General features: G+C 63.8%; 14 protein-coding genes. 8 read left to right on the plus strand and 6 right to left on the minus strand.

The window, feature by feature from the left end; translation table 11 throughout:
* Nucleotides 1-17: 17 nt before the first annotated feature.
* From CFB41_RS35950 to CFB41_RS35980, 7 genes are all read left to right on the plus strand, one after another.
* Nucleotides 18-1,184, plus strand: coding sequence for an iron-containing alcohol dehydrogenase (locus tag CFB41_RS35950; protein WP_089459973.1), 1,167 nt, complete (start codon nt 18-20; stop codon nt 1,182-1,184).
* Nucleotides 1,185-1,236: 52 nt separating this feature from the next.
* Nucleotides 1,237-2,700, plus strand: coding sequence for an NAD(P)/FAD-dependent oxidoreductase (locus tag CFB41_RS35955; RefSeq protein WP_089459974.1), 1,464 nt, complete (start codon nt 1,237-1,239; stop codon nt 2,698-2,700).
* Between the two features lie 12 nt (nt 2,701-2,712).
* Nucleotides 2,713-3,696: an alpha/beta hydrolase gene (locus tag CFB41_RS35960; RefSeq protein WP_089459975.1), complete on the plus strand. Its 984-nt coding sequence runs from the start codon at nt 2,713-2,715 to the stop codon at nt 3,694-3,696.
* 332 nt (nt 3,697-4,028) lie between these two features.
* The gene (locus CFB41_RS35965) at nt 4,029-5,519 is read left to right on the plus strand and encodes an NAD(P)/FAD-dependent oxidoreductase (RefSeq protein WP_089459976.1); all 1,491 of its coding nucleotides are present in this window, start codon (nt 4,029-4,031) and stop codon (nt 5,517-5,519) included.
* Nucleotides 5,435-6,502 carry an alpha/beta hydrolase gene (locus CFB41_RS35970; protein ID WP_373558645.1) on the plus strand — a complete coding sequence of 356 codons (1,068 nt, stop codon included), beginning with the start codon at nt 5,435-5,437 and terminating at the stop codon, nt 6,500-6,502. The genes CFB41_RS35965 and CFB41_RS35970 overlap by 85 nt, the downstream gene beginning before the upstream one ends.
* A gap of 222 nt (nt 6,503-6,724) precedes the next feature.
* Entirely contained in the window at nt 6,725-8,353 is a 1,629-nt protein-coding gene (locus tag CFB41_RS35975; RefSeq protein WP_089459978.1) for a GMC family oxidoreductase, read from the plus strand.
* A 558-nt stretch (nt 8,354-8,911) separates the two neighbouring features.
* Nucleotides 8,912-9,601, plus strand: a complete 690-nt coding sequence (locus CFB41_RS35980; protein WP_089459979.1) for a response regulator transcription factor — start codon at nt 8,912-8,914, stop codon at nt 9,599-9,601.
* 341 nt (nt 9,602-9,942) lie between these two features.
* On the opposite strand, the gene CFB41_RS35985 is transcribed toward CFB41_RS35980, so the two are convergent.
* The 5 genes from CFB41_RS35985 to CFB41_RS36005 form a co-directional block, all read right to left on the minus strand.
* Nucleotides 9,943-10,917, minus strand: a complete 975-nt coding sequence (locus CFB41_RS35985) for a YCF48-related protein (protein ID WP_179250316.1) — start codon at nt 10,915-10,917, stop codon at nt 9,943-9,945.
* A gap of 16 nt (nt 10,918-10,933) precedes the next feature.
* Entirely contained in the window at nt 10,934-13,333 is a 2,400-nt protein-coding gene (locus CFB41_RS35990; protein ID WP_373558646.1) for an RND family transporter, read from the minus strand.
* 7 nt (nt 13,334-13,340) lie between these two features.
* Nucleotides 13,341-15,047 (minus strand): DUF1302 domain-containing protein, encoded by a 1,707-nt coding sequence (locus CFB41_RS35995; RefSeq protein ID WP_089459981.1) that lies wholly within the window; start codon nt 15,045-15,047, stop codon nt 13,341-13,343.
* A 16-nt stretch (nt 15,048-15,063) separates the two neighbouring features.
* On the minus strand, nt 15,064-16,383 hold the full coding sequence (locus CFB41_RS36000) for a DUF1329 domain-containing protein (protein ID WP_179243813.1): 1,320 nt from the start codon (nt 16,381-16,383) through the stop codon (nt 15,064-15,066).
* A 399-nt stretch (nt 16,384-16,782) separates the two neighbouring features.
* Complete coding sequence (locus tag CFB41_RS36005) at nt 16,783-17,763, minus strand: aminotransferase class IV (protein WP_089443975.1); 981 nt, start codon at nt 17,761-17,763, stop codon at nt 16,783-16,785.
* Between the two features lie 562 nt (nt 17,764-18,325).
* On the opposite strand from CFB41_RS36005, the gene CFB41_RS36010 reads away from it, so the two are divergent.
* Nucleotides 18,326-19,786, plus strand: coding sequence for an aldehyde dehydrogenase family protein (locus tag CFB41_RS36010; RefSeq protein ID WP_089460144.1), 1,461 nt, complete (start codon nt 18,326-18,328; stop codon nt 19,784-19,786).
* Between the two features lie 142 nt (nt 19,787-19,928).
* On the opposite strand, the gene CFB41_RS36015 is transcribed toward CFB41_RS36010, so the two are convergent.
* A complete protein-coding gene (locus CFB41_RS36015) occupies nt 19,929-20,528 on the minus strand; it encodes a TetR/AcrR family transcriptional regulator (RefSeq protein ID WP_089459983.1) in 600 nt (199 codons plus the stop codon).
* Nucleotides 20,529-20,626: the final 98 nt, after the last annotated feature.

The following is a 20,626-nucleotide window of genomic DNA, read 5'->3' on the forward strand; positions in this document are numbered from 1 at the left end:
GCATCAAGGAAACGTCAATGGAAATGCTCCCGCAGTCGATGCTCTTCGAAACTGTTCCATCCATTCTCCAGGAATGGGGTTGTGCGCGCCGCCTGGGTCAGGTGATGGCGGCATGGACGGAGCGCCGCCATGTCCTGATCGTGACCGACGCCGGGCTGCACGAGGCCGGTGTGCTGGAACCGGCGAAGGCGTCGCTGGCGGCCGCGGGATTCCGCGTGGCGGTGTTCGACGAGGTCGTGGCCGACCCGCCGGAAAACGTGGTGTTGCGCTGCGTCGAGTTTGCACGCAGCGCCGAGGCCGACGTCGTCATCGGGCTGGGCGGCGGCTCGTCGATGGACATCGCAAAACTGGCCGCCGTGCTCACCGTGTCGCGGCAATCGATCGCGGAAATGTACGGAATCGGCAACGTTCAGGGTGCGCGCCTGCCGCTGGTGCAGATCCCGACGACGGCGGGTACCGGGTCGGAAGTCACCAACATTTCAATCGTTTCGGTTAACGAAACAACCAAGATGGGCATCGTTGCGCGTCAGCTGTATGCCGACAAGGTGATCCTGGATGCCGAGCTGACGGTCGGTCTGCCGCGCAGCCATACCGCTGCGACAGGCATCGACGCGATGGTCCACGCCATCGAGGCCTATACCAGCAAGCACAAGAAGAATGCCATTTCCGACGCGCTTGCGCGCGAGGCGCTGCGATTGCTGGTGAGCCACCTGATCCCGGCTTGCGAAGACGGCGCGGACCGGCGCGCCCGCGAGGCCATGCTGCTGGGCGCCACGCTGGCGGGTCAAGCGTTCGCCAATGCCCCGGTGGCCGCGGTCCATGCGCTGGCGTATCCGTTGGGCGGCCATTTCCATATCCCGCACGGCTTGTCCAACGCGTTGATGCTGGCGCCCGTGCTGCGTTTCAACGCCGAAGCGGCGGCGTCGCACTACGCGGAACTGGCGGACGTCGTCGGCGCGGGTGGAACGGGCGACGCCACGGCGCGCACGGCGGCGTTCATTGCCTTCCTGGAAGACCTGATGGACCGATCCGGCGCGCCGCGACGTCTGCGCGACGTGGGTGTCACGCAATCGAGCCTGCCGACCCTCGCGGCCGATGCGATGAAGCAGCAGCGCTTGCTGTTGAACAATCCGGTCGTCGTCACGGAGTCGGACGCATTGCGCCTGTACGAACAGGCCTACTGAACCGACGCCGGCCAATCCGCAGTCGCCGTAACGTTAATAGAGAGAATGCACCGTGAACAATGTAGAAAGGATTGAGCACCACGAGATCGTTATCCTGGGTGCAGGCTTCGGAGGCCTCGGCATGGCCGCCCGCATGAAGATCGCGGGCATCGACGACTTCGTCGTGCTGGAGAAGCGTCCCGATCTCGGTGGCGTGTGGCTGGACAATTCGTATCCCGGCGCGGCATGCGATACCGAATCGCACCTGTACTGCTACAGCTTCCATCCGCATTTGCGCGTGAGCGCGATGTATGCGGGCCGCAACGAGCTGCTGCACTATCTGAAATCGCTTGCCACGCGGTTCGACCTGGCGGAACACCTGCGATTCAACCTCGAGATTCGCAGTGCCGAATGGGATGCCGGCGCCAGCCTCTGGCGGTTCTCGCTGAGTGACGGCTCGCGGATGACCTCACGATTCTTCGTGCCGGCCTGGGGGCAATTGAACCGTCCGATGATCCCCGCGGTTCGCGGCCTGGCGGATTTCAACGGCGAGTATTTCCACTCCGCCGAGTGGCGGCACGACGTGGACTTGACCGGCAAGCGGGTGGCAAGCATCGGCAACGCCGCCAGCGCCGTGCAGTATGTGCCGCTCATCGCGCCGAAGGTCGATCACCTGACGGTATTCCAGCGAAGCGCGAACTGGATCATGCCGCGCAACCAGATCGTCTTCTCGGCGGAGCAGCTCGATGCCTACGAGCGCGAGCCCCATCTGTTCGAAGAAAGCCGGAAATCGCTGCACGCGTTCCGCGAGTCCGGGTTCGAGCGCACGCGGATGGGGTCCAGCGCGCAACAGGAAGGCAAGAGTCTCGCGCTGGCGCATCTTCATCGCCAGGTGCCCGACCCGGTACTGCGCGAGAAACTGACGCCGGACTATGAATACGCGTGCAAACGGATTCTGCGATCGGACGACTACTATCCGGCGCTCATGCGCGACAACGTCGCGCTGGAGACGGCGGGGGTGGAATCGTTCGTCGACGAGGGCATCGTGACCCGGGACGGCCGCCTGCTTCCGTTCGACGTGGTCGTGTTCGGCACCGGATTCGAGAGTCAGGCTTTCCAGGGCAGCCTGCAGGTGCGCGGGACGGACCGCACGTTGGCGCAGGCGTGGGAGGACGGCCCGCAAGCGTATCTCGGCATGACGGTGCCGGGCTTTCCGAACATGTTCATGCTGTATGGGCCGAATACGAACCTGAACCACAACTCCATCGTGTCGATGCTCGAGATCCAGCAGAACTACATCATCGACGCGATCGGCGGCATGGCTTCGGCCGGCGTGAAGGCGGTCGACGTCGATCGGGCCGTGTTCGACGAGTACAACAGCAAGCTGCAATCGGCGATGGTCGGCTCGGCGTTTTCGGCGGGCTGCTCGAGCTGGTACAAGAACGCGCAAGGCAAGGTGATCAACAACTGGCCGGGCACGGTGGACGAATACCGCGCCGTGACGCAATGGGATCAAAGCGTGTTCGCTGCGATCTGAGCGGGGATGCCCATGACATCGATGCACTGGTTGCCGCTGACCGAGGTGGCTGACGATGCGCGGGACGCCGTTCGGGCGTTCCGCGAAGGGGGCGGGCGACACTACGGCAGCTTTTCCGTCGACCAGTCGCGCGTGAACTTCGTGCGGGCCTGCGAATTGAACGGCCTCGCCGCCGACGCAGCGGTTGCCCACGACGATATCGACGTTCCCGTCGCGGACGGCAGCATTCGGCTACGGCTCTATCGTCCGCCCGGCGGGGAGCGCGTCGAGGGCAAACCGCTGGTCGTCTTCATTCACGGCGGCGGGTGGGTGATCGGCAGCGTGGACACGCATGACGGCATCTGCCGTCATCTCGCACGGCATGGCGGGTGTGTAGTCGCTTCCGTGGAGTACCGGCGAGCGCCGGAGCACCGCTGGCCGATCCCGCTCGAAGATTGCGAGCGCGCATTGGACTACCTGGCGGCCAACGCTTCCGCGCTCGCCATCGATGCGTCCCGGGTGATCCTGACGGGCGACAGCGCCGGCGGCAACATGGCGACCCTCATCGCCAATGCGGCACCGGCGGCGGGACCCGCGATCATCGGGCAGATCCTGTTCTATCCGGTGACGGACCTGACGGCGTCGCTGCCGTCCTACCAGCGCATTCAAGGCGGATTTCCGCTGGTCGCCGAGTCGATGCGCTGGTTCCGGGAACACTACGTGCCGGCCGGCACGCCGTTCGATCTTCCACGCCTGTCCCCGCTGCTGCATGCGGAAGGCCGGCGGCAGCCGCCGATGTTCATTGCCACGGTGGGGCTGGATCCGCTGTGTGACGAAGGCATTGCCTACGCATCGTGCGCGGCCCGCGCGGGGAGCACGGTCGAGCATCTCCATCTACCCGGGCATCATCACGGCATCATCACCGCAGCCCGCGCGATCCCGGCAGCGAGATACCTGCTGGATCGCGCTGCTTCCTTTGTCCGGCGGCTTGCCGAACCGGACGGCTTCAAGGCTTGACGCGTCGATCGTCGCGCGGACCGGCGCATTCAGCCCTCGAGACCGATCGGGTAATGGAAACTCCTGATTCAAATTGTCCCTCGACTGCATAGACTGGGAACCGTGGAACTTGGTCAATTGATCATGTTCGGGGTGACCGGTCAAACCAGATGCACACCTCAATGACCCGCGTGCATGCCCGGCCGGGTGCAGGGGGCGCGTACTGGTTTGAAACGTTGTCGCCGGCATGCACGTGCGCGCGTCTTTTTCTTTCGTAGTCATATGACCAAGTCTAGTGATCTAGTCGTGTGGCGTTACGGATATTTTCAATAACGGGTCATCGGAGGGATCTCATGACTAGGAATCAAACAGATTCGGGTTTTCCTGAGCACGTAGAGGTACTAATCATCGGGGCGGGGATCTCGGGGCTCGATGCCGCCTGTCATCTTCGCATGAACTTGCCGAACCGCTCGTTCGCCATCCTGGAAGCGATGGATGGCTTCGGCGGTACGTGGTGGACCCATCGCTACCCCGGCGCGCGTTCCGACAGCGACCTGTACACCTACGCATTCGGATTCCGCCCGTGGCAGGGCCGCTCGATCGCCACGGCGGAGGAGATCCACAGCTATCTGGGCGATGTCATCAAGGAATACGACCTCGGTTCGAAGATCCACTACGGGCATCGAGTTCAAACGGTGAGCTGGTCGAGCGAACAGAAGCGCTGGACGGTCGAGGTGTCGCGCAAGGATACGGGCGAACACTTCTCGATCACCACGGACTTCCTGTGGCTGGGGGCGGGGTACTACGACCATCGCAAGGGCTTTACGCCGAAGTGGAACGGGTTCGACCGCTACAAGGGAACGGTCGTGCATCCGCAGCACTGGCCGAAAGACCTCGACTATGCCGGCAAGCGGGTGGTCGTGATCGGCTCGGGCGCGACCGCCGCGACGCTGATTCCCGCGATGGCCGGCACCGCGGCGCATGTGACGATGCTGCAACGGTCGCCGACGTTCTTCACGGCTGTTCCGTGGACCCACCAGCTGGACGCGACGCTTCGCGAACTGAACCTGCCAGAGGAGTGGCGCTCCGAGATTCTGCGGCGTGCGCACCTGAAGCAGACATTCGACCTGATCAACCTGTCCGCCGCGAACCCGGACGCCGTTCGCGACTGGCTGATCAACGAGACCCGGCAACAGCTCCCGGAAGGGTTCGACGTCGACAAGCACTTCAATCCCGGCTATCGCCCGTGGCAGCAGCGCGTGGCGGCGGTGCCCGAGGGCGACCTCTTCACGGCCATCCGGGAGGGCAAGGCGTCCGTCGTGACGGACACCATCGAATCGTTCGATGAAACCGGCATCGTGCTGGCGTCGGGCGAGCACCTGCAGGCGGACATCGTCGTGACGGCGACGGGCTTCGACATGAGCGCGTTCGGCCAGATCGCGTTCCACCTCGACGGCGAACCGGTCGACATGACCAAGCGCGTCTCGTATCGGGGAATGATGATCGAGGGTATCCCGAACATGGCGTTCATCTACGGCTATTACCGGTCGAGCTGGACGTTGCGTGCCGATCTCGTGTGCGAATTCACCTGTCGCGTCCTGGCGCATATGGAAAAGGTAGGTGCGAAGACGGTGGAGCCGTGCCTGCGCGCCGAAGACGCCGACATGCAGCGGCTGCCGTGGACCGACCCGAACAACTTCAATGCCGGATACGTGATGCGCTCGCAACACCAGATGCACCTGCGCGGTGATCGCATGCCGTGGCAGCACCACTTCGAGTACGAGGAGGAGCGCGAGACCATCCCGGAATTGAGCCCGGATGCCGAAGTCCTCGTGTATCGCTGATCTCCGCGCAACGTTCGAATAAAGGTGAAGTTATGGCACTCGATTTGCATCTCGCTGGTTTTCTCGAATCCCTTGCCGGATCCGGCGCGAAACCGCTGTCGCAGTCCAGCCCGGAAGAGGCGCGCGGATTGATGCAGCACCTGGCGCGCGCCGTTCGCGCACCGGAGGCCGTGGTCGACGTTCACGGCGTGGAAGACCTGACCGTTCCCGGCGCGACCGGATCGCTGCGGGCGCGGCTGTATCGTCCGACCCAGGAGCGCCATCTGCCGACGGTCGTCTATCTCCATGGCGGCGGGTTCGTGATCGGCGATCTGGATACCCACGACAACATGTGCCGGGAGCTGGCGCGCGGCGCGAACGCGGTCGTCGTCTCGGTGGATTACCGGCTGGCGCCCGAGCATCCGTATCCGGCTGCGGCGGACGATGCGATCGCCGCGACCCGATGGGTGATCGCGAACGCGGGCGAGCTGGGCGGCAGCGACGTCGTGGCGGTGGCCGGCGACAGCGCCGGCGGCAATCTGGCCGCGGTCGTGACGCAGCAACTGCACGCCGACGGCATTGCGCTGTCCGCGCAGTTCCTGATCTACCCCGCGGTCGCGCAGGATCGCGCCGGCTTTCCTTCGTTCAAGGAAAACGGCGAAGGCTACTTTCTCGATCTCGAGACGATCGCCTGGTTCGAGCGACATTACGTGCCCGACGGGACCGACCGGGAGGATCCGCGTCTGGCGCCGATCCGTGCGAAGGACCTGGCCGGGTTGCCGCCTGCGGTCATCGTGACCGCCGAATTCGATCCGCTGCGCGACGAGGGCGAGGCCTATGGCCGCTTGCTCCACGCGAGCGGCGTCAAGGTCGACACGATCCGGTGCGACGGCATGATTCACGGGTTCTTCGACATGGGGGCGATTTCCCCGGGCGCCCAGGCATGGATCGAGAAGGGTATCGCGAGCTTTCGAACGTTACTCGGCGCCGCCCAACACCATTGATACGTCGGCGGAAGCGACCTGATTTCGCTTTTCGCCATTTCGTGGCCGCACGCGGTTCGATGGATGACCTCCAACGTTGCCGATGCGGCCGCGCAGTGCTGATGCATGACGGCATGACGCCGATCGCGCGGCGGCTCGCTGAGGCCGCGACGCGCGTGGCGGAATCGATGCATCAGGTAGTTGCTTGTGACGCGTGCAGGCATCTATCGAGGACACAGACCCGTGAAGAACTCATTCGATTACCTTGTTGTAGGCGGCGGCTCGGCCGGCAGCGTGCTGGCTTCGCGTTTGACCGAGGATCCCGACGTGACGCTGTGCCTCTTCGAAGCCGGCGGCACGGGCGATGGATGGCCCGTCACCGTGCCGGCCGCGCTGGTGCTGATGATCCCGTCCAAGCTGAACAACTGGGCGTTCGAGACGGTGCCCCAGAAGGGGCTGCAGGGGCGCCGCGGCTACCAGCCGCGCGGCAAGGCGTTGGGCGGATCGTCCGCGATCAATGCGATGGTGTACACGCGCGGCCATCATGCCGACTACGACGACTGGGCCGCGCTCGGCAACGAAGGCTGGGGCTGGAACGACGTCTTCCCGTATTTCAAGCGGAGCGAGCACAACGAGCGGCTCGGCAATGAATGGCACGGGCGCGGCGGCCCGCTGTGGGTCAGCGACCTGAGGACGGACAATCCATTCCAGGCGCGTTGGCTGGACGCCGCACGAGAGTGCGGCCTGCCCGTCACGGACGATTTCAACGGTGCGGAGCAGGAAGGTGTCGGCATTTACCAGGTGACCCAGAAGAATGGCGAGCGCTGGAGCGCGGCACGCGCCTATCTTTTTCCGCACCTGAAGACGCGCGGCAACCTGACGGTGGAGACGGGCGCGCAGGTCCGGCGCATCGTGTTCGACGGCAAGCGGGCCGTGGGTGTCGAGGTCACGCGCGGGGGGAATGTCGAGACGGTCTGGGCGAAGAAAGAGGTGATCCTTTCCGCCGGCGCGCTTCAATCGCCGCAGTTGCTGATGTTGTCCGGCGTCGGGCCGAAGGACGAACTCGAGCGTCTCGGGATCCCGGTCGTCGCCGATCTCCCGGGCGTGGGCGAGAACCTGCAGGATCACCCGGACTTCGTCGTCAGCTACAAGACGAACAGCCTGGATGCGCTCGGCGTATCGGTGCGCGGCGCGATCAAGACGCTCGGCGACATCCGGCAATACCGGAACTCGCGAACCGGTACCCTGACCACCAACTTCGCCGAAGGCGGCGCGTTCCTGAAGACGCGTCCCGATCTCGATCGACCGGACGTTCAGATGCACTTCGTCGTCGGGCCGGTCAGCGATCACGGCAGGAAGGTGCACCTCGGACACGGTCTTTCCTGTCACGTGTGCCTGCTGCGGCCGAAAAGCCGTGGGTCGGTCAAGCTGCGAAGCGCCGATCCGCTCGATGCGCCGTTGATCGACCCGGCATTCCTCGAGCACGACGACGATCTCGAGGTCCTGGTGGAGGGGTACAAGCTGACCCGGCGGTTGATGGCGGCGCCGGCGATGGCCCGGTTCGTGACGGAGGACGTGTTTGCGTCCCGGTCGCGATCGGACGACGACATTCGTGCGTTGCTGCGCGAGCGGACCGACACCGTGTACCACCCGGTCGGAACCTGTCGCATGGGGAACGACGCGCTCGCCGTCGTCGATTCCCAGTTGCGCGTCCGGGGCACGGAAGGCTTGCGCGTCGTGGATGCATCGATCATGCCGACGCTGGTGGGCGCCAACACGAACGCGCCGACGATCATGATCGGCGAGAAAGCCTCGGACCTGATCCGGAGGATCTCCCGATTCCCGTCCGCGGTGCCGGAAACGGCGGTGTGAGTGGCCCTCTCGTGCCGACGTTCGTCGGCACGAAGGCCACAACCGCACGTGAACGTCGCGAGCATGACGTGTGCAGCGACGTCCACGACCCGAACGCAACGGCTCGCCGGCCGGTCGCGGCAAGGCTGGACGCTGCGGGGCATCGCGCGCTCGAGTGGTGACGTCTGCTGACGCCGCCAGCCGCCGATCATGAACGCATCCTTGCTCTTCGAAGGGCAACGCGAGCACGAGGAAAGAGCGGTCGCCACCCGACGCGCGGATGCCGGGTGGCCACCGGTGTGCGTCAGCAACCGGAGAAAGACCGGTGCCTGCTTCGCGGCGATGAGCCGCGGCAACCAGCGAACCCGTCGGCCGATCGACCTTGCGCGGCGTCCGGCCCGGTCGGGGGGGGCAAATGTTCTCCACTCACCACTATCCCGACGGCTTCGGCGTGTGTCACACCGAACGCCGTTTTCCATTCGACGAGCGATGCCCGTGAACGGGGCCCCCTATGCGGCGCCTGAACGCTGTCCGGTAGGTGTCCGCGTGCACGCAAGGCAACGACCCGGATATTCAAACATGCACTCGCTCATACTCATCGCGGATGACGCACCGGAAATGTCGTCGACGCTCGATACCTGCCTGACTCGCCATGGCTTTCGAACATTCCAGACCCACCCCGCCCAGACCGTGCTGGCCGCGCAACTGAACCTGAAGCCGGATCTGGTCATTCTCGACGTCCGTGAACTGCGTGCGGATACCCTGGACCTGCTCGCCAGGCTTCGACGGCAAAGCGATACCCCCATCGTCGTCATGTCGGCGGGTGACCGGGACGGGGAGCAGCTGCGCGCACTGCACGCCGGCGCCGACGACTACCTCGCCAGGCCGTTCAGCATGGACGTGGTGGTCGCGCGATTGCTCGCGATTCTTCGCCGCTCCGGTGCGCTCGCGCCCGAACGTCGCCTCCGGTTGGGTGCGCTCGAAGTCGATACGGAGCGCTATATGGCGTGCGTGAGAACGTCCTCCGGCGAAACGCCGGTTTCCGTGACACTCGTCGAATTCCGCCTGTTGGCTCACATGGCCAGGCTGCCGAATCGTGCATTTACGCGCGTCGAACTGCTCGATGCGTGCATGGCGGACGTCGGCGCATCCACGCGCACCGTCGACAGCCACATGAGCCGGTTACGGAGAAAGCTGGTGGCCGCCGGTGCGTCGGGCGTTGTGGAAAGCGTGCACGGCATCGGCTATCGCCTTCGAAAATCCGGCTGACGGGAAGTGGGTATCGCTCGCGGACGGGATCCGCTGTTCGTCGAGTGTGCATGCGACGCTGACATGCATGCAGCAGAGCTGGGGGCAACGCGGGCAGATCGTCGGCTCCGAGCTGGTGTGGTGGCCGCGCGCATCATTGACCGTAAGCGCCTGACCGCCGGGCTTCCTGCGTGATACGGCGGTTCGTCGGTCAGCCGCTGCTTCTTCGAGTGATCCGTACTCCCGGGGTGGGAGAGTCTGATTGCCGTTTGGCGCACCCTCCATCCGAGGCCAGGCAGACTTCGACACAGCGGGCCGCGATTTACGATCGCGGCCCGCCGCGCGCATCAGACATCCGGTCGTTACTGCGCGACGATCCCGTCGCGAGAAAAGATCAGCCACTTGTCGCCGGTCGACGGGAGTGCCGCGGTGTACGTCGTCCCGGTCTGGGTGCGCAGGCGCTGGAACGTCTTGCCATCATCGGTACTTTGAGCCTGCAGCCCGTCGACCCCGACCGCCAATACCGTGGCGCCTCGGGACGCAAGCGCGGTAATGGAATTCCGGGTGTCGAGCGTCGCGCGCGACCAGGTATGGCCGTTGTCCTCGCTGCGCATCAGCGTGCCGCGCAGCCCGCCGACCAGCAGCACGCCGTTGGGCAGCGCCACGCCGCACCAGAACGACCCCTTGTAACCGGTCTCCACGCTTTCCCACGTGTTGCCCCTGTCGCGGGAAATCAGGAGTTGCCCCTTCTCGGCCGTGGCAAAGATCTCGCCATTGCCGTTCGAAAAGAGGCCGAACAGATTCAGGTCCGACTTCTTGCCGTTCGGGAGCACGGCTTCCTTTTTGGTCCAGGTCTTGCCGCCGTCATCGGTGACGAGGATGAGCGACCAGAGTCCGACGGCCACGCCGTGGTTCGCATCGATGAAGTGCACGCCGAACAGCGGGCGATCCTCGCTCGTCACGAGACGTTGGACCTCCCACGTCTCGCCGCCGTCGGTCGTCTTCAGGATCGCGCCCCAGTGGCCGACCGCCCATCCTGTCCTGGCGTCGATGAAACTGACGGACGTCAGCGTCGAGCTCACGGGCACGGACTTGGCCTGACGGTAGGTCGCACCGCGGTCGTCGGACAGCAGGACGATGCCGTTCGCGCCGACACTCACGACCCGCTGGCCGGCCCAGGTCGCATCCAGCACGGGGGACTGGGTCGCGATGCTGGACTGGACGGCCGGAACGGGCCGGAGTTCCGATGCGGATACCGCGCCTGGCATGCTGCCCAGCAGCGCGCCACAGACGACGGCGCCGGCCGACAGGGAGAGAACCTTGCGATACAGGGTCATGGAATCCTCTTCTTCTTCAATGGGCGAGCAGGCCGGGGGCACGGGCGGGCTTGCGCCGCGGGAAGATGCGCTCGAGCCAGACGGCGAAGGCGGGCAGAACCGTCATGGCCATGACCATGTTGACGATGAACATGAACGCCAGGAGCTTGCCCATGTCCGCCTGGAACTTGAGCTCGGAGAACGACCAGGTGGCGACGCCGATCGCGAGCGTGATCGCCGTGAAGATGGTGGCCGTCCCGATCTCGAGGATCGATTGTTCGAGTGCCTTGACGATGCCGACGCCGTTGGCGAGATGCAGCTGCAGCCGGTTGTAGATATAGAACGCATAGTCGACGCCGATGCCCACCGCCAGCACCATCACGGGCAACGTGGCGACGGTCAGGCCGATCTGCAGCTCCTTCATGAACCAATATCCGATGAACGTGCCGATCGTCAGCGGCAAGCAGCAGGCGAGAACCGCGCGCAGGTCACGGTACGTGACGAGGACGAGCAGGACGATGGTCGTATAGACGTAAAGCATCATCGGCAATTCGCTGCGCTCGATTTCGTCGTTGACCGCGGCCAGCACGCCGGCGTTGCCGGACGCGAGCCGGATCTTCACGCCCGGCAGCTTGTTCGTATCGCGGAAATGCTTTGCGGCGTTGATCACCTGGGTGATCGTGGTCGCCTTGTGGTCCGCCAGATAGATGTTCACCGCGGTCATGCTGCAATCCTTGCGCATGACGCCGGGCGTGCGGGCCACCTCGCCGGCGAGCGATGAATAGTTGTCCGGATCGATGGGGATCGCGGACATCTTCGGATTGCCTTCGTTGTATCCCTCGTTGTATTGGCGCAGCAACGACGAGAACGATACGACCGACAACACGCCGGGGACGGCACGCATCGACCAGACGAAGCGATCCTGATAGGCGCCGACCTCCACGTTGTTGCAGGACTGGGGCGGCGCTTCGAAGACGATCGAAATCCAGTCCAGGCCGACGTCGTAGCTCGATGCAATCGAAACCGAATCCTGGTTGAACCGGGCGTCGGCACGCAGCTCGGGCGCGCCGGCCTGCAGCGTACCGACCACGCGGTCCCGGCTTTCCCAGGCCGCCACGGCGAACACCACGACGGCGGCCAGCAGGACGATCGCCGCATTGCGCGGAATGGCGACTTTGGCGAGCACGCGGAGCACGCGGCCCCGACGAACGGCATGCAGCTCCGCATTCTTCGCATAGTTGCCGTCGACCTTGAGCAGCGACGCCGCCAGCGGCAGCATCACCAGGTTCGTGACGATCTTGTACGCCACGCCGAGCGAAGCGGTGATCGCGAGCTCGCGCACCATCGGGATCGGAATCAGGATCAGCGTGACGAAGGATACGAACGCGGTCACCAGCGCGAGCGTGCCGGGGATCAGCAGCCCGCTGAAGCTGGAGCGAGCGGCTTGCTCCACCGACTTCCCGTGGGAAATCTCGCGCACGATGAAATTGATCTGCTGGACGCCGTGTGAAACGCCGATCGCGAACACCAGGAACGGAACCAGCACGCCCAGCGGGTCGAGCCCGTAGCCGAGCAGATGCAGCGTGCCGAACTGCCAGACGAGCGAGACGAGCGAGCAGGTCAGCGGCAGGATCGTCAGGCGAATGGAGCGGCAGTACCAGTAGACGGCCAACGCGGTCAGGAGCAGGGCGATCGCGCAGAACTTCAGGACGGACGACGCGCCGTTTGCAATGTCGCCGATCTGCTTCGCGAAACCGATGATCTGGATTTCATAGTTCGCATCCTCGAACTTGGCGCGCAATTGCGATTCGAGCGCCTTGTCGAATGCCACGTAGTCGACCCGCTCGCCTTTGGCATCCAGCTCGTTGAGATCGGCGGTGACCATGGCGCTGCTCTGGTCGCGCGACACGAGGCTGCCGACGAAGCCGCCCTGGGCGGTCGAGCGCGAAATGGCACCGACCGTGTTGCCGTCGAGCTGATCGGGCGTCACGGTGCCGGGAATGAGCGGGTCGGCCCGGAATCCGTCCTCGGTGATCTCGTTGACGAATGAATTCGGGGTCCAGAGCGACTGGACGCTGCTGCGGGACACGTTCGGCAGGAAGGTGACCGCCTGGGTGACTTCATACAGGCGCTTCAACGCAGCCGGCGTCCAGATGCTGCCCTTGCGGGCCTTGACGACGACGATCAGGCGGTTGGCGCCGAGCAGGTCGCCGCGATACTCGTTGAACGTCTGCGTGTATTCGTGGCCCAGCGGCAGCTGCTTCTCGAACCCGGCATCCATGCGCAGCTTGACGGCGAAGCAGGCCATGACGACCGTGAACAGCACCAGGAGCCCCAGCACGAGACGCCTGTGACCGAACAGCGTATTTTCCAGCGAATGAAGCATTCTTGGCAGCTTGCCGGGTCGGGCTGCGTCGGAAACAGGCGGTTGATTCATATTGACCTCAGAAATTTCGAGATGCGACGATTGCCACGAAGTCCCTGTCACGTAGCGGGTTGGCCAGCGGATTGGTCGGGCCCATGAAACGGGTGTAGTTCAAGCCGACCTGCCAGTTCGCCGGGTTCTGTACGAAGTTCACATACAGGTTCATGGCCGTCACGCCGCGCATGAACTGGGCATTCACGTTCGGCGTATTGCCGAAGAGGCCGTACCGGACGAAGATCCCCGGGTTGACCTGCCACCCGGGAATGACGGTGCCGTCGTAAACCCAGTTGAAATCGACGTCGATCCCGCCGGAGTATTTCGTTCCCTGGGCGCTCCCCGGCGTGTTGAGTGCGCCGGTCGCGAACAAGTCGTTGAATTCGTTCCCCCACAGCAGCGCGCCTGGCGAAATCGGCGATCCGCCGTAGCTCTTGTGAAGCCCCGGATAAGCAATGATCACCGTCTCGGTCGTCAGCGTGGCGGTCTGGGCGCCGAGCAGCTTCAGGAACGCCGCGGAATTGCCCGGCTGCAGCGAGTAGAGGGTCGTCAGGTGCCACTGGAAGCGCTTCTCGTCGACCCAGCAGTTCCCCCCTTGCGCGACGCATCCGCTGGCCGGATTCAGCGGAACGGCGTCTCGCGGCCGGTACGACAGCTCGGTGCCGATTGCCCAGTCGCCCACCGGGAAGTTGGCGCTGACACCGATCATGTGACGGTCTTCAGGAAACCGGAAGACCGTCCCGCCCGTCGAACTGAGCGAGACTTGCGGGAACTTGTCGTGGTACGCGATCGTGTAGAAACCGAGATTCAGGTCCGTTCCCGCCGGCTGGTAGCGAATGGAAAAACCGTACTGCCCGCCGTTCTTCGGATGGACGGTCGCGACGCCGTACGCGTTGTTGCCGGGCCCGACGATCTGGTTCGACCAATAGCTGCCAACCGGCGGCAGGTAATTCTGGTTCCAGTTGCTCTGGTAGTACCCTTCGACGTTCACGCCGTGACCCACGCCGGATGCGACGCTCACGATCGGCGCGGGCAGGATGATCTCCTTGACCTGCGCGCCGGGCTGGGACGCGCGATTCACGTCGATCGCATTCGTCGCGTTGACCCCGCCGACTTCCCAGATGCTTTCGCCCCAGCTGACGACCTGGTTACCCACGCGGACGCGGGCAATCTGGTCGCCGACGTTGAACTGCTTGCTGACCCACAGGTCGAGCAGGCGCGGCTTGAAGCGGATGTTCTTCTCGGCATCGGACGGCAGCCCGCCGCTCAGGTTGGGCGACGGGTTGTAGAACAGGTCCTGTCCGCTGGTCGCGCCTGTCGTGCGGGTGCCGGAGTAGTCGTACTGCCAGGTGCCCCGTGCCATGAACGTGAGCCCTTGCGACGGCATCTTCAGGACCAGCTCGTGGTTGCCCTTGAGGTAGCTCGTGAACGGATCGCCCTTGCCGTAGTTGATGTCGCCCTGATCGGAGAGGCCGCTCAATTGACCGAGCCGGCCGCCACCCGTCTGCGCGCCGGTGGCCACGTTGTAGGTCGGCGACACGAGATTGCTGCTCGGCGACGCGGTGCGAATGCCGACGCCCGCCGATATCGTCGAATCGAAACTGCCTTCGACGTTGCCGATCGTGAACGTGAAGGCGTGCGCGCTGCCGCACCCGACGGCGACGAGCGCCGCGATTGCCGCGCGCACGCGCACCACGCTGGAGCGGGGCTGTAAGGAGGAGGTGCTAGCCATTTTGTCTCGGCCCCTGTCAACGCTCGCTCAACGCACGGAGATTATCGGCGTTGTAGAAGCTCGGCTTGTAGTGTTGGTCCGCCGACGAGTCGACCGACCACTTCGCGTCCCGTCCGGCCGCGAGCATCGAACCGTCCACGAGATAGCGGCCGTCGACGAGGTTGTACTGCGCAAATGCGAGCGTGTCGCAGCTGCCCGTTTCGTACACCGGAATGATGTAGCCCTCGCGAACCTTCGAGATGTTGCCTTGCGCGTCGTAGTCCACCGCGCCGAGGTAGCTCCAGCTGTCTTCGTCGACGTAGAAGAGGCGCTTGGGCGCGGTATGGCGCATCCCCTGCTTGACCGTGGCTTCCACGACCCACACGCGATGGAGTTCGTAGCGACGCTTCGACGGGTTCACGAAGTCCGGGCCGTACGCGTCTTCGAATTTTTCCGAGAAGTCGTACATGCCCAGGTCGTTATAGGTAACGATCATTTCCTTCTTGCCGAGCAGCTTCCAGGAGAATCGGTCCGTCTGCCCGGAGAAGACCAGCGCTTCGTCCATGTTGTACTGGTTGTCGAAGCCGATCTGCGGCGCATCGTACGCATACGACGGCATGCGACGGGTGCGGCGCTGCCCCGGGAAGTAGTAGAAGACTTCGGTCGGCTTGCCGGCGTAGGTCGTGAAGATCGCGGCCTGGCCGGCAATGGCTGCCGGGGACTTGTACGCGTAGTAGGCGTTGCCTTCGACCTGGTTGACCTTCGCGAACGTCGTGCCGGCCTTGTCGCCCCACGGCTGGTAGATCCACGCGTCGGACACGTTCTTGATCCAGTCGGACGCGCCCTTGCGCGGCGACACGACGGTGATGATGTCGCGCATCTCGACGCCGGCGCCGCGGTAGTGCACCTTCGCGTTCCACATCACTTCCGCGCCGGTCTTGGGCGCAGGGAACGGGTAGCCGGGCAGGTGCGCGTCGGCGAGTTCCGATCCGTCCGCGGTCATCTTGGCGAAGCCCGCGTTGTTCTTCGTGTTCTCCGCGACGAAATCGGGGACGCCGCACGTGCGCCGGGACGGATAGACCGGCATCGTGAAGCCCTTCAGGTTCTTCAGCAGCGCGATCTGGCCCGGGTTGAGCTTGTCCGCGTACTTGTCGACGTTGCTGGCGTCGATCGTGTACAGCGGCTTGTCGGACTTGTATTTGAAGAAATCCGCGCGGCGCTTGCCGTAGCTCCAGCCCGCGCCGACGTTGCCCACGGGGGTCCAGGCGGGAATGCCGCTCGCGGTGCCGGCGATTTCGGCGCCCGACGGCGTATGTGAAGCATCCGTCCCTTCCGCAAGCGCACCGGTCAAGGACATCGCGACGGCGGAAGCGATGACGGACAACTTCGCTGCCGTTCGGATGAGCGAAGCGGATTTCTTGAAAGCATGAGTCTTGACCACGGCTATCTCCTTGACCTTGACCAGGTAACGTGCGCCCGCCAAAGGGTTGTGCATGGGTGAAAACGGATGAGGGTCCGATAGTCCCGTCCGTTTATTAGCTATGCGAAATGAATTGGGGTGTGTTCGTGCTTGGTTTTACTGAATCACCGAACTCCAGGTCATCGCTATAACGTAGAAGTTCGTATCGACCGGCGCCTGGATGGGGCGCCGGACGGGTTGTCAATGCATGCAGCTATTGGGCGCCCACCAGGGCCGGATGCGGCTCGTTAGACCGGGCCGGCTCCGTACGCGCACCGCTTCTGAGTGACTTCCGGCTTATGCCGGGACCGACGAGAAGTACTCGGCCGGCTGCGCGTGCCATCCTGCCCAGCGCTTTTCCCAGTAGAGGTTGTGAATCTTCTCGGAGATCGGGCCGGGGCCGTTGTGATTGCCGAGCGGTTGGTCGTCCACTGCGCTGACGGGCATGATCCCGCCTGCCGACGACGACGTGAATGCTTCGTCAGCCTCGCGCAGCTGGGTCGCGGTGTACGTACCGATATTCACCTTGATGCCGAGCTCGGCGGCGATATCGAACACGCTCTGGCGCGTGATGCCCAGCAGGCAGCCTTCAGCGGGCGTGTAGAGCTCCCCGTTCTTGGCGAAAAACACGTTCGCACCGGCTGCTTCGGTGAGGTTGTCGTGTTCGTCGACGAGCACCGCCCAGTCCTTCTCCTGCGTCATGGCTTCGAAGAGCGCGAGCTTCATGTCCATCCAGTGGAAGTTCTTCGCCGTGGGGTCGACCGCCTTCGCGGAAATGCGGTTGTATCGCTTGCTGATCAGCAGGTTCGAGCCGCGCGTGCGAACTTCGTCGTCGGCCTGGAAGAAGAACGGCACGGCAAACGCAAACATCGCGTTCTTCATTGCGCTGCGGTCGCGGCGGTCGACGCTCAGCGGGCCGCGGGTGACGCACCACCAGACGTACGCGTCCTTCAGGCCCGCGTTGCGCACGAGCGTGTGGAGAATTTCCCGGACCTGGTCACGATTGAACGGATTCTCGAGGAAGAACTTCGCCGACGACTCTTCCATGCGCGCGAGGTGATCGTCGAGCCGGAAGAAGTTGCCCCGCGAGACGGTGACGACATCGTAGGCCGCGTCGGCGTGCAGGAACCCGGCGTCGACGAGCGGGACGGTCGCTTCGGTGATGGGAACGTACTTGCCGTCACAGAAGGCGCTGCCATCTTCATAGCGGGGTTCATGCGGCGCGCGAGCATGCAGCGGATTCTCGTGCATGATCTGCTGGACTTGAATGATTGCCATGGTAATTACCCTTCGCTCCCGAGGGAGAGTTGTCGTTCGATGTTGACGTCAAAAGCGACCGGATCCCGGCGCGCTTCCTTGCGGATTGCTTGCTTCCTGGCTATCCGGCGTGAAGTCTGCCATATGACTTGATCAAATGACCGTGTAGTAGAAAGTATTGCTCGAAAAATTCCTTGTCGATGAAGGTTAACCCTCTGTGATGCCTGCCTGGATACGCGAGCGGCGAGCAGCCCTGTGCTTGCCGGCCGGTGATCGTCGAACGTCCGCTTCGATAGCCGAACCGATTCGCCTGAGAAAAGAGGCTTCGTCGTGTTGCGCGCTTCGCCGGAAGCCGCCTCGTGGTTTCGTCTCCGTCATCCGGTGACACGCACTGCAGATCTTTGCAGCAGCATGACGGTTCGTTCCCTGAAGCGTCTTACTTTGGCTTGCCGGTGGCAATACTGATTATTACCGAGTCATGTGACTTGGCCAAATGATCAAAAAAGACGTTAGTATGGATCTTCCCGGGCGATCCAGAAGGCTGAGGACTCGCCCTCGATACCCAATGACATGGAGCGAGCAGATGCCGATTTTCGAAGCAGACCATCTCCGCCAGGCGTTCATCGGCGGCCGTTGGGTCGAGCCGGTGAACGGTGGCGTGGAGCACGACATCATCAATCCGGCGACGGGCGAAGTCTCCGGCGTGTTGCTGTTCTCCGACGAAGCCGATGTGAACCTGGCCGCGCAGGCGGCGCGCGACGCGTTCGCGGCATTCTCGAACACGCCCCTCGTCGAGCGGCTCAAGTTGCTCGAGCGCGTGATCGGTGAATACACCGAGCGGTTGCAGGATATGGCGGACGCCATCACGCTCGAGATGGGCGCGCCGATGGACGCCATTTCCCGCCCGCTTCAGGCGGCACTGGGGCTCTGGCATCTCCATACGACGCTGGAAGTGGCGAAGCAGTATCCGTTCGAACGCACCCAGGGCACGTCGCGAATCGTGAAGGAGCCGGTGGGGGTGTGCGGGCTGATCACGCCGTGGAACTGGCCGATGAATCAGGTTATGTGCAAGGTGGCGCCGGCGCTGGTGGCGGGTTGCACGATCGTGTTGAAGCCCAGTCAGAATGCGCCGTACTCGGCGATTGTTCTCGCCGAGATCCTCGAGAAGGCTGGCGTTCCTCCCGGCGTATTCAATCTCGTGCAGGGCTCCGGGCAGCGCCTGGGCAGCGCCATTGCGTCCAGCCCGCTCTTCGACATGGTGTCGCTGACCGGTTCGACGAGCGCTGGCGTGGAGGTCGCTCAGGCCGCTGCGACGACGATCAAGCGGGTGACGCTGGAACTGGGCGGAAAATCGGCGAACATCATTCTGGACAGCGAAAACTTTCAGCAGGGCGTCACGCACGGGGTGCTCCAGATGATGGCCAACTCCGGCCAGACGTGCACCGCGCCTTCGCGCATGCTGGTGCCGGCGCACCGGCTCGAGGAGGCGGAGCGGATCGCAGTCGCGGCGTGCGCGCAGGTCGTCGTCGGCGATCCGCGCGATCCCGGTACGACCATGGGGCCGATGGCGAACCAGCGCCAGCATCGCAAGGTGCAGGAGATGATCCAGACGGGCATCGACGAGGGCGCGGTGCTCCTGTCGGGCGGGCTCGGCAATCCGTCGGGGCTTGAACGAGGCTACTACGTCAAGCCGACGGTCTTCAGCCGCGTGAACAATCACATGAAGATCGCGACCGAGGAGATTTTCGGCCCCGTCCTGGTGATCATCCCGTACCAGGACGAATCGGATGCGGTCGCCATTGCCAACGATTCGCCATACGGATTGTCCGGCTACGTCTATGGCGACTCGATCGAACAGGCGGAGCGCGTCGCGAGACAGTTGCGGACCGGGATGGTGCATTTGAACGGTGCGCCCGTCGACATCGCGGCGCCGTTCGGTGGGGTCAAGCAGTCCGGCAACGGACGAGAGTGGGGCTACGCCGGCATCGAGGAGTTCCTCGAGACGAAGTCGATGTTCGGTGCGGCGCCGGGCGCTGTCAGCTAGCGGGAAGCGACGACGGGCGTCCGGCGGTATGCGGACGTCCGTCTACGGAAAGGTGGCAGGATCAGAGGCCTGTCATGAAGCATCGTGTGGATGGGCCTCGTCGGGTTACGGGCAATGGTGCATTGACACGCCAGGGCGACGCTCAAGCCTGTACCGTCGAGTTCGAGAGAGAGGTGGCAAACGTCTCCAACGCTGAACTTACACTATCCAGGTTCGCCCTGAGCTCGCGGATATTCGTGTCGCCTTGCCAACTGTTCAGCAATCCATCGATCAGGATGATGCTCATTCTGGCGACGGATTCAATCGCGTCACGGTTGACTTGTGGCGCGCACTTGCCGAGGTAAGCGATCGTTCGCTCGATGGTCTCGACATAAGTTTTCAACGCGAAATCGGGGCGATGACGCTCTGCCCACTGGATCAGTTCAGACTGTGCCCGGGCGTACGACGGATGCTGCACGAGCCAGTCGACATTCTTGCGCAGCTGCCATCCGGCGAGTTCGCCGAAAGAATGAAATTCCCTGTCGGCGAGAGCATTCGCCGCGAGCAGGTCGAACAGGGATTCGTACACCGCTTCGAACAGATCGTCTTTGGTATGGAATACATAATGCAGCGATGCCAGCGGGCAACTCGCGGCTTCGGCGATTCGCCGCGTGGTGGCCCCAGCGACACCGTGCGCTGCGATGACTTCAACGGCAGCGTCAACGAAATCTTGTCGCCGCAACGCAGCGCGAACTCTTGTCATTGGTAAACTCCGGTACCCGCAAATCCTCTTGCGTCCACGTCATGCAGACGTGTAGCGTTTATTCGTGATACATGGTCAAGCGACCATAACGCTCGTGA

Source organism: Burkholderia sp. AU33803 (assembly GCF_002223095.1).
In the GTDB taxonomy this organism is placed as follows: Bacteria; Pseudomonadota; Gammaproteobacteria; order Burkholderiales; family Burkholderiaceae; genus Burkholderia.

What these genes read in the sequence shown, in the direction of transcription:
- CFB41_RS35950 (WP_089459973.1), top strand. Translation starts at nt 18, where the DNA reads ATGGAAATGCTCCCGCAGTCGATGCTCTTCGAAACTGTTCCATCCATT.
- CFB41_RS35960 (WP_089459975.1), top strand. Translation starts at nt 2,713, where the DNA reads ATGACATCGATGCACTGGTTGCCGCTGACCGAGGTGGCTGACGATGCG.
- CFB41_RS35965 (WP_089459976.1), top strand. Translation starts at nt 4,029, where the DNA reads ATGACTAGGAATCAAACAGATTCGGGTTTTCCTGAGCACGTAGAGGTA.
- CFB41_RS35980 (WP_089459979.1), top strand. Translation starts at nt 8,912, where the DNA reads ATGCACTCGCTCATACTCATCGCGGATGACGCACCGGAAATGTCGTCG.
- CFB41_RS35985 (WP_179250316.1), bottom strand. Translation starts at nt 10,917, where the DNA reads ATGACCCTGTATCGCAAGGTTCTCTCCCTGTCGGCCGGCGCCGTCGTC.
- CFB41_RS35990 (WP_373558646.1), bottom strand. Translation starts at nt 13,333, where the DNA reads ATGAATCAACCGCCTGTTTCCGACGCAGCCCGACCCGGCAAGCTGCCA.
- CFB41_RS35995 (WP_089459981.1), bottom strand. Translation starts at nt 15,047, where the DNA reads ATGGCTAGCACCTCCTCCTTACAGCCCCGCTCCAGCGTGGTGCGCGTG.
- CFB41_RS36000 (WP_179243813.1), bottom strand. Translation starts at nt 16,383, where the DNA reads ATGTCCTTGACCGGTGCGCTTGCGGAAGGGACGGATGCTTCACATACG.
- CFB41_RS36005 (WP_089443975.1), bottom strand. Translation starts at nt 17,763, where the DNA reads ATGGCAATCATTCAAGTCCAGCAGATCATGCACGAGAATCCGCTGCAT.
- CFB41_RS36010 (WP_089460144.1), top strand. Translation starts at nt 18,326, where the DNA reads ATGCCGATTTTCGAAGCAGACCATCTCCGCCAGGCGTTCATCGGCGGC.
- CFB41_RS36015 (WP_089459983.1), bottom strand. Translation starts at nt 20,528, where the DNA reads ATGACAAGAGTTCGCGCTGCGTTGCGGCGACAAGATTTCGTTGACGCT.